Annotated in this window: 9 protein-coding genes; 4 read left to right on the forward strand and 5 right to left on the reverse strand. The window is 67.6% G+C overall.

All coding sequences use genetic code 11. The features are described from left to right. The 5 genes from HMPREF3113_RS14215 to rph all read right to left on the reverse strand — a co-directional run. Positions 1-798, reverse strand: a 798-nt coding sequence (locus HMPREF3113_RS14215; RefSeq protein ID WP_139146376.1) for a DUF1631 family protein, incomplete at its 3' end; no start/stop codon positions are given. A gap of 216 nt (positions 799-1014) precedes the next feature. Next, entirely contained in the window at positions 1015-2232 is a 1218-nt protein-coding gene (gene hemW, locus HMPREF3113_RS14220) for a radical SAM family heme chaperone HemW (protein WP_254427766.1), read from the reverse strand. Further along, on the reverse strand, positions 2232-2825 hold the full coding sequence (gene rdgB, locus HMPREF3113_RS14225) for an RdgB/HAM1 family non-canonical purine NTP pyrophosphatase (protein WP_070473542.1): 594 nt from the start codon (positions 2823-2825) through the stop codon (positions 2232-2234). The genes hemW and rdgB overlap by 1 nt, the downstream gene beginning before the upstream one ends. Beyond that, complete coding sequence (locus HMPREF3113_RS14230) at positions 2822-3211, reverse strand: VOC family protein (protein WP_070473544.1); 390 nt, start codon at positions 3209-3211, stop codon at positions 2822-2824. Before HMPREF3113_RS14230 ends, rdgB begins: the two co-directional genes overlap by 4 nt. Next, a complete protein-coding gene (gene rph, locus HMPREF3113_RS14235) occupies positions 3208-3936 on the reverse strand; it encodes a ribonuclease PH (RefSeq protein ID WP_019183866.1) in 729 nt (242 codons plus the stop codon). Before rph ends, HMPREF3113_RS14230 begins: the two co-directional genes overlap by 4 nt. 120 nt (positions 3937-4056) lie before the next feature. Between rph and HMPREF3113_RS14240 the strand changes: the two genes are divergently transcribed. The 4 genes from HMPREF3113_RS14240 (at position 4057) to HMPREF3113_RS14255 (ending at position 8308) form a co-directional block, all read left to right on the forward strand. Beyond that, a complete protein-coding gene (locus tag HMPREF3113_RS14240; RefSeq protein WP_019183867.1) occupies positions 4057-4917 on the forward strand; it encodes a YicC/YloC family endoribonuclease in 861 nt (286 codons plus the stop codon). Next, positions 4914-5579: a guanylate kinase gene (gene gmk / locus HMPREF3113_RS14245; protein ID WP_046274013.1), complete on the forward strand. Its 666-nt coding sequence runs from the start codon at positions 4914-4916 to the stop codon at positions 5577-5579. The genes HMPREF3113_RS14240 and gmk overlap by 4 nt, the downstream gene beginning before the upstream one ends. A gap of 112 nt (positions 5580-5691) precedes the next feature. Then, positions 5692-5991, forward strand: a complete 300-nt coding sequence (gene rpoZ / locus HMPREF3113_RS14250; RefSeq protein ID WP_005410877.1) for a DNA-directed RNA polymerase subunit omega — start codon at positions 5692-5694, stop codon at positions 5989-5991. Positions 5992-6148: 157 nt separating this feature from the next. After that, positions 6149-8308 carry a RelA/SpoT family protein gene (locus HMPREF3113_RS14255; RefSeq protein ID WP_070425831.1) on the forward strand — a complete coding sequence of 720 codons (2160 nt, stop codon included), beginning with the start codon at positions 6149-6151 and terminating at the stop codon, positions 8306-8308. The last annotated feature ends 59 nt before the right edge of the window (positions 8309-8367 follow it).

The raw sequence follows: 8367 nt of genomic DNA on the forward strand, positions 1-8367 counted from the left end.
CAAGGGCCGCGCGGCGGCGCCGCCGCGCGCGCCGGGCAGGCCGCGCTCGGGCCCGGTGATGATCCGGCGGGTGGTGGCCGAGCGCGCCAGGTACGGGGTGTAGACCAGCCCGGGCAGCACGCCTTCGTGCGCGAGCAGGATGTTGGCGCGCTCCAGCAGTTCGCCCAGCCGCTCCAGCAGTTGGCGGTCGAACACGCGGTACAGCGCCAGCTGTGTTTCCAGCCCGAGCGCGAACTGCTCGCCCAGCTCGCGCACGATCCGGCACAAGGCCTGGGGGCCGAACGGCAGGTCATCGACATCGAAGGCCGGGCCGGCGGCAAGCACGCCGAAGCGCTGGCCCAGCAGCTGCAGGGCGGTGGCCGAGCGCTGGGCCTCGCGGCGGATGATGTCCACCAGCACGATGTCGCGGTCCACGTCGGTGTCGTTGACCAGGGTCAGCGCGGTCGCCGACACGGACACCTCGGTTGGCACGATGCGCTGGGTATGGCGCGGGCCGCGCAGGGTGGCCAGGCGGTCACCGAGGGCGTCCAGGAAGCGCGGGCCGAACTGCGCGTTGACCTCGTGCAGCTGGCGGGCCTGGGCGAAGATGTCGGCCTGGATCTGGCTGTTGCGCGCGCGCTCGGCGTCGCGGAACAGCTCGCGCTCCAGTTCCACGATGGTCAGTCTGAGCGGTGTGGTGAGGGTCTGTACCGCCAGCCCGTGCAACGCGGCCAGCAGGCGGCGCACGCGCGGTGGTGCGGCCACGTCCGCGAAGCGGGTCATGTCGGGCTGGGACGACGAAGGTGCGGGCGCAGACATCCGATGTTCTTCCAGCTCCCCTGAGAACACGGAATCTAACGGTTTCGCTGGATGCCTGCCATAACGGCCCGTCGGGAGGTCTGGCGCCGGCCAGCGGCCGGCACTACCGGGGCGTGTGGGGAGCCGGCCAGCGCGTGGGGAGCCGGCCAGCGGCCGGCAGTACCGGGGTGTGGGGGAGCCGGCCAGCGGCCGGCACTACAGGGGGGCGTCGTGCCTTCAAGGCAGGAACAACTCGACGACATCGTTGGTGAAGCGCCGGCCCAGTTCGGTCGGGGTGGCGCGATCGCCGCTGACGGTCATCCAGCCGTTGGCCACGGCCACGCCCAGCGGCGCGGCGATCTGCGCGCGGCCCAGGCCGGTGCGCGATTCGAAATCCTTGAGCCCGAAACCCTCGTGCAGGCGCAGCAGGTTGAGCATGTACTCGAACGGCAGGCGTTCGGCGCTGATCACATCGTCCCCACCGATCGAGGCCAGGGTGCCGGCAGTGTCCATGAAGGTCTGCGGATGCTTGTGCTTCCATCGGCGCAGCACGTGCTGTTCGGCACCGCTGCTGATCTTGCCGTGCGCACCGGCGCCGATGCCCAGGTAATCGCCGAAGCGCCAGTAATTGAGATTGTGCTGGCTCTGCCGGCCCGGCTTGGCGTAGGCGCTGACTTCGTACTGTGCGTAGCCGGCCTCGGCCAGCAGGCGCTGGCAGTGCTCCTGGATGTCCCACGCCGAATCCTCGTCGGGGATGCCCTGCGGCGGCCGCGCGAAGAACACGGTGTTCGGTTCCAGCGTGAGCTGGTAGTGCGACAGGTGCGTGGGCTGCAGCGCGAAGGCCCGTTTCAGATCATGCTCGGCCTGGGCCAGCGTCTGCTGCGGCAGCGCGTACATCAGGTCGATGTTGAAGTTGTCGTAGCCGGCGTCCTGCGCCAGTTTCACTGCGCGCTCGGCCTCGCCACTGTCGTGGATGCGGCCCAGGCGCTTGAGCGCCTCGTCGTTGAACGTCTGGATCCCGAAGCTGATCCGGTTCACCCCGGCGGCGCGGTAACGATCGAAACGGCCATGCTCGGCGGTGCCCGGGTTGGTCTCCAGGGTCACTTCCAGGTTCGGCGCGAAGCGCAGCCGGGCCGAGGCTGCCTGCAGGAAGCGGTCGATCGCTTCGGGCGGGAACAGGCTCGGCGTCCCGCCACCGAAGAACACGCTGCTCACCACGCGTCCCCAGACCAGCGGCAGATCCTGGTCCAGGTCGCGGATCAGTGCGTCGATGTAGGCATCGAATGGCAGTTCGCCCTTGGCCGCGTGCGAGTTGAAATCGCAGTACGGGCATTTGCGCACGCACCACGGCAGATGCACGTACAGCGCCAGCGGCGGCGTCACCAGCCGCGGGGCGGGGTCGTGATCGCCGGCGCAGGCTTCGCCGGGCAGGTGGGAGCAGTGGTCGTGTGACATCAGAGCAGGGCGGGCAGTTTCTGCTTGAGCAGCTGCAGTGCCTTGGCGCGGTGACTCATCGCGTTCTTCAGGTCCGGCGCCATTTCGGCCGCGGTCTGGGCCAGCACCGGGTCCAGGAACAGCGGGTTGTAGCCGAAGCCGTGGCTGCCACGCAGTTCGTCGAGGATCACGCCTTCCCAGCTGCCTTCGCAGATCAGCGGCTGCGGATCATCGGCATGGCGCAGCAGCACGATCACCGCGTAGAAGCGGGCCGTGCGGCGTTCGGCCGGCACCTCGCGCATCGCCTCGAGCAGTTTGGCGTTGTTGGCCGCATCGTTGGTCGGGCTGCCGGCATAGCGCGCGCTGTACAGGCCGGGCGCGCCGTCGAGTGCGTCCACGATCAGGCCGGAGTCATCGGCCAGCGCCGGCAGGCCGGTGCTCTGGCAGGCGTGGCGTGCCTTGATCAGCGCGTTCTCGACAAACGTCAGGCCGGTTTCCGGCACGTCGCTGACGACCAGCGCGCCCTGTGCCACGATCTCCAGCGGCAGGCCGCCGAGCATGGCCTGCAGTTCCTTCAGTTTGCCGGCGTTGCCGCTGGCCAGTACCAGTTTCATTGCTTGGGCTCCAGCAGGTCCCACGTGTTGCCGTACAGATCGCGGAACACCGCGACCGTCGCGTAGACCTCTTCGCGTGGGGTTTCGAGGAAGACCACGCCACGCGCGGTCATTGCCGCGTGGTCGCGCCAGAAATCATCGGTGTTCAGGAAGAAACCGACCCGGCCACCGGTCTGGTTGCCGATCCGCGCGCGCTGTTCGTCGTTGCTGGCGCGTGCCAGCAGCAGGGCTGCCGCGTTGCCGTCGGCCGGACCGACCACCACCCAGCGCTTCTCGCCCTGGTCGATGTCCTGGAGCAGGCTGAAGCCCAGCGCGCCGGTGTACCAGGCGATCGCCTCGTCGTAGTCGGCCACCACCAGGGTGGTCAGGGCGATGCGACGGTTCATGCCTGGGCCAGGGCCGCCTGCTGGGCGGCGAACAGATCCTTGATGCCCTTTTCGGCCAGTGCCAGCAGCGCATCCAGTTCATCGCGGCGGAAGGCATGGCCTTCGGCGGTGCCCTGCAGTTCGATGAAGCCGCCGCCGTCGTTCATCACCACGTTCATGTCGGTATCGCAATCGCTGTCTTCGGCGTAGTCCAGGTCCAGCACCGGGGTGCCGCGGTACACGCCCACCGACACCGCCGCCACCGCGCCGAAGATCGGGTTGCGCTTGATGTCGCCGCGCTTGATCAGGAAGTTCACCGCATCCACCAGGGCCACGTAGGCACCGGTGATGGCCGCGGTGCGGGTGCCGCCATCGGCCTGCAGCACGTCGCAATCGAGCGTGATGGTGCGCTCGCCGAGCGCGCCGCGGTCGATGCAGGCACGCAGGGTGCGGCCGATCAGGCGCTGGATCTCCAGCGTGCGGCCGCCCTGCTTGCCGCGGGCGGCTTCGCGGTCGTTACGGGTGTGGGTCGAACGCGGCAGCATGCCGTACTCGGCGGTCACCCAGCCTTCGCCCTTGCCACGCAGGAAGCCCGGCACGCGGTTTTCCACGCTGGCCGTGCACAGCACGCGGGTCTCGCCGAAGCTGACCAGGACCGAGCCCTCGGCGTGACGGGTGAAGGCGCGCTCGATGCGCACTTCGCGCAGCTGGTCGGCCTGGCGGCCGCTGGGACGGGAATCAGTCATGCTCAAGTTCCGGTAAGACGGGGGATGCGGGGCCACGCCCGGGCCGGAGACCGGCGGGCGAGGAGGCTCTAAGGAGACCGCTAGGGTACCATTTGCACTTTGAGAGCACCGGAAACCCGCATGATTCGAAGCATGACCGCCTATGCCAACGGCGAGCGCGCCACCCGCTGGGGGACGCTGGCCTGTGAGCTGCGCTCGGTCAACCACCGGTTCCTGGAGGTCGGCGTGCGCCTGCCTGAAGAACTGCGTGCGTTGGAGCCGCAACTGCGCGAGCGCGTCGCTTCGCGCTGCAGCCGCGGCAAGATCGATCTGGTCATGCGCCTGCGTGCGCCGGACGTCACCGGTGCCCTGGTGGTCAACGATGCGCTGCTGGGCCAGCTCGGTGAGCTGGCCACCCGGTTGTCCTCCGGCTTCCCCAGCCTGCAGGTGAGCTTCACCGAACTGCTGCAGATGCCGGGCGTGATGCAGGGCGAGGCAGTGGATGCCGCCGCTCTGCATGCCGAGGCCCTGGCCCTGCTGGATACCGCGCTGGATGGCTTCGTGGCCGCGCGCGAGCGTGAAGGCGACAAGCTGGCCACCGCGATCCAGGAGCGCGTGGACAGCATCGAGCGCATCGCCGCGGAGGTCACCACCCTGATTCCGCTGATCCGTGAAGGCCAGCGCACCAAGCTGTCGGCCCGCCTGGCCGATCTGCCGCACCCGGTCGATCCCGGCCGTGCCGAGCAGGAGCTGGTGATGTGGCTGCAGAAGCTGGACGTGGATGAGGAACTGGACCGCCTGGGCAGCCACATCGCCGAGATCCGCCGGGTCTTCAAGCAGCGCGAGCCGGTCGGCCGCCGCCTGGATTTCCTGCTGCAGGAATTCAACCGCGAGGCCAACACGCTGGGCTCCAAATCGGTGGACAGCCGTACCTCCAATGCCGCCGTCGAGCTGAAGGTGCTGATCGACCAGATCCGCGAACAGGTGCAGAACATCGAATGAGCAGCCAGACCCCTCCGGCCGCCGAGCCCGCGCGCGGCACCCTGTACATCGTGGCCGCGCCCTCCGGGGCCGGCAAGAGCAGCATCGTCAACGCCACCCTGGCCCGTGACCCGCAGATCGCGCTGTCGATCTCGTTCACCTCGCGCGCCACCCGCCCGGGTGAGATCAACGGCGAGCACTACCATTTCGTCAGCGCCGCCGAGTTCGAAAAGATGATCGCCGCCGGTGACTTCTTCGAGCATGCCTGGGTACATGGCGACTGGAAGGGCACCGCGCGGCAGTCGGTCGAGCCGCAGCTGGCGGCTGGCCAGGACGTGCTGCTGGAGATCGACTGGCAGGGCGCGCAGCAGGTCCGCCAGCTGGTGCCAGGCACGGTCACCGTGTTCATCCTGCCGCCCTCCAGGCAGGCGCTGCAGGACCGGATGCGCAAGCGCGGGCAGGACAGCGAGGCGGTGATCGCCCAGCGCCTGGCCGCCGCGCGTGAAGAGATGCTGCACTTCAACGACTTCGACTACGTGATCGTCAACGAGGTCTTCGAGACCGCGGTGGACGAGCTGTGTGCCATCTTCACGGCCAGCCGCCTGCGCCGGGAAGCCCAGAAGGTCCGCCACGCGGGCCTCATCCAGGCCCTGCTGACCCAGGATCCGGCCACAACTGACTGATTCTCAACGGGGTGCTAGCCGGTTGGCTTGATTTTGTCCAGCCCTGGCCGGTACAATCCGTCCCCTTTCCCTCATTCGATTGAGCAGCCCTCACCGGCTGCCGGGAGCCCGCATGGCCCGCATCACCGTAGAAGATTGTCTGGAAGTCGTGAACAACCGTTTCGAACTGGTCATGATGGCGTCCAAGCGCGCCCGTCAGCTGGCCAATGGCGTCCAGGCCACCCTGGACAACAGCGAAACCGAAGACAAGCCGACCGTGCTGGCGCTGCGCGAAATTGCCGCCCGCAAGATCGACAACGCCCTGATCGACGAAGTCGAGAAGGCCGAGCGCGAGCGTGCCGAGCGTGAAGCACTGGAATGGGCCGCTGCCGAAGTCGTCGCCGACGAAGACATGTCCAAGAACGACGACTGATCGCCCCGCGCGTCCGTTGTTGTTGCTGCGAACAGCCCGCCGTTTGGCGGGCTGTTTCGTTTGGGCCGCCGGTCGATCCGGTGCAGGCGTGTTGTTGCAGGTGAAACTCCCTGTTCAGGGGTTTGCCGATATCACGCCGCTGGCATAGTCTTTGAGCATGAACCCAGGCCCCACTGCCAAGGTCGCCACGCCCGCCGGCGCGGCCGTACCCGATTATGTCCTCCAGCTTGAGCGCGCAGCGCACTATCTGCCGCCCGACCAACTGCCGCTGCTGCGCCGCGCCTGGGAAGTAGGCGCCGCCGCGCATGCCGGCCAGACCCGCAAGTCAGGCGAGCCCTACATCACCCATCCGGTCGCCGTGGCCCAGGTCCTGGCCGAGCTCGGCCTGGACGTGGAGGCGCTGATCGCGGCGATCCTGCACGACACCATCGAAGACACCCCGCTGACCCGCGAAGAGCTGGCCGCCGAGTTCGGCGAGGCCGTGGCCGAGCTGGTCGACGGCGTCACCAAGCTGGACAAGCTGAAGTTCCGCGACCGCCAGGAAGCGGCCGCCGAGAGCTTCCGCAAGATGCTGCTGGCGATGTCGCGCGACCTGCGCGTGATCATGATCAAACTCGCCGACCGCCTGCACAACATGCGTACCCTCGGCGCGCAGAGCCGCGAGGCGCGTGGCCGGATCGCGCGCGAGACGCTGGAAATCTACGCGCCCATCGCGCAGCGGCTGGGCATGAGCCTGGTCAAGAGCGAGCTGCAGAACCTCGGCTTCAAGGCGCTGTATCCGTGGCGCCACGCCATTCTGGAAAAGCACATCCGCAGCCAGCCGGTGGTCCGCCGCGAGGCGATGGCGCAGGTGGAGGTGCAGTTGAGCCAGCGCCTGGCCAAGGAAGGGCTGGAGCACCGCCTGGTCAGCCGCATCAAGACGCCGTGGAGCATCTACAACAAGATGCGCGACGAGAACAAATCCTTCGATCAGGTGATGGATGTGTTCGGGTTCCGGTTGGTGGTGCGCAACGTGCCCAACTGTTATCACGCGCTGGGCTCGGTGCATGCCACCTTCAAGCCGCTGGACGGTCGCTTCCGCGATTTCATCGCCATCCCCAAGGCCAACGGCTACCAGTCATTGCACACGGTGTTGTTCGGGCCATATGGTTCGCCGATCGAGGTGCAGATCCGCACCGAAGAGATGGACCTGATCGCCGAGCGCGGTGTGGCGGCGCACTGGACGTACAAGTTCGGTGGCGATTCGCCCAACAGCGCGCAGAGCCGTGCGCATGCCTGGATCGTGGAACTGATCGATTCCCAGCGCGCCGCCGGTTCGTCGCTGGAGTTCCTGGACAACGTCAAGGTGGACCTGTTCCCGGACGAGGTCTACCTGTTTACCCCGAAGGGCAAGATCCTGGCCCTGCCGCGCAACTCCACCGCGCTCGATTTCGCCTACGCGGTGCACACCGATGTGGGCAACATGGCCGTGGCCTCGCGCGTGGACAAGAAGCTGGTCCCGCTGCGCACCAAGCTGGTCAGTGGCCAGACGGTGGAAGTGATCACCGCGCGCTCGGCCACGCCCAAGCCGCAGTGGCTGGAATTCGTGGTCAGTTCCAAGGCGCGCACCGCCATCCGCCACCAGCTCAAACAGCTGGAGCACGAAGACGCGGTCCAGCTGGGCCACCGCATGCTCGACCGCGCGCTGGAGGCGATGGACAGCTCGCTGGAGCGCCTGCCGAAGGGGCGCCTGGATGCCTTCCTGGCCGAACACCGCTACCCCCGCCTGGAGGCCCTGCTGGCCGAAGTGGCGCTGGGCAACTGGATGCCCAACCAGGCCGCGCAGGCGCTGATGGCGTATGCCGAGCTGCGCGGTGGGGCGCATTCGAAGCATTCGCAGGAGAAGATCCTGATCAATGGCAGCGAGCGCGGCGTGGTCAGCTTCGCCAATTGCTGCCAGCCGATTCCGGGCGACGACATCATGGGCTACCACACCGCCGGCAAGGGCATCGTGGTGCACCGTCTGGATTGCCCGAACCTGGCCGAGCTGCGCAAGTCGCCCGAGCGCTGGGTGCCGATCGGGTGGGATACGACGGTGTCGGGTGATTACGACACGTCCTTGATCGTGGAAGTGGAGAACGGGACCGGCGTGCTGGCCCAGTTGGCCGCGGCGATCGCGCAGAGCCATTCGAACATCGAACGGGTCGATTACCTGGACCGCGATTTCAATGCGGCGGTGCTGTGTTTCAACGTGCAGGTACGTGACCGGAACCATCTGGCTGAAGTGATGCGCAGGTTGCGGCGTCTTTCGGTGGTGCAGTCGGTACGGCGGCAGTAGTTGCCCCGGCGACCGGCCGGATGACGAAGCCACGCATGGCGTGGCTCTTATCTCTTGCC

Origin of the sequence: Stenotrophomonas sp. HMSC10F06 (genome assembly GCF_001807865.1) — a bacterium.
GTDB classification, from domain to species: Bacteria; Pseudomonadota; Gammaproteobacteria; order Xanthomonadales; family Xanthomonadaceae; genus Stenotrophomonas; species Stenotrophomonas bentonitica_A.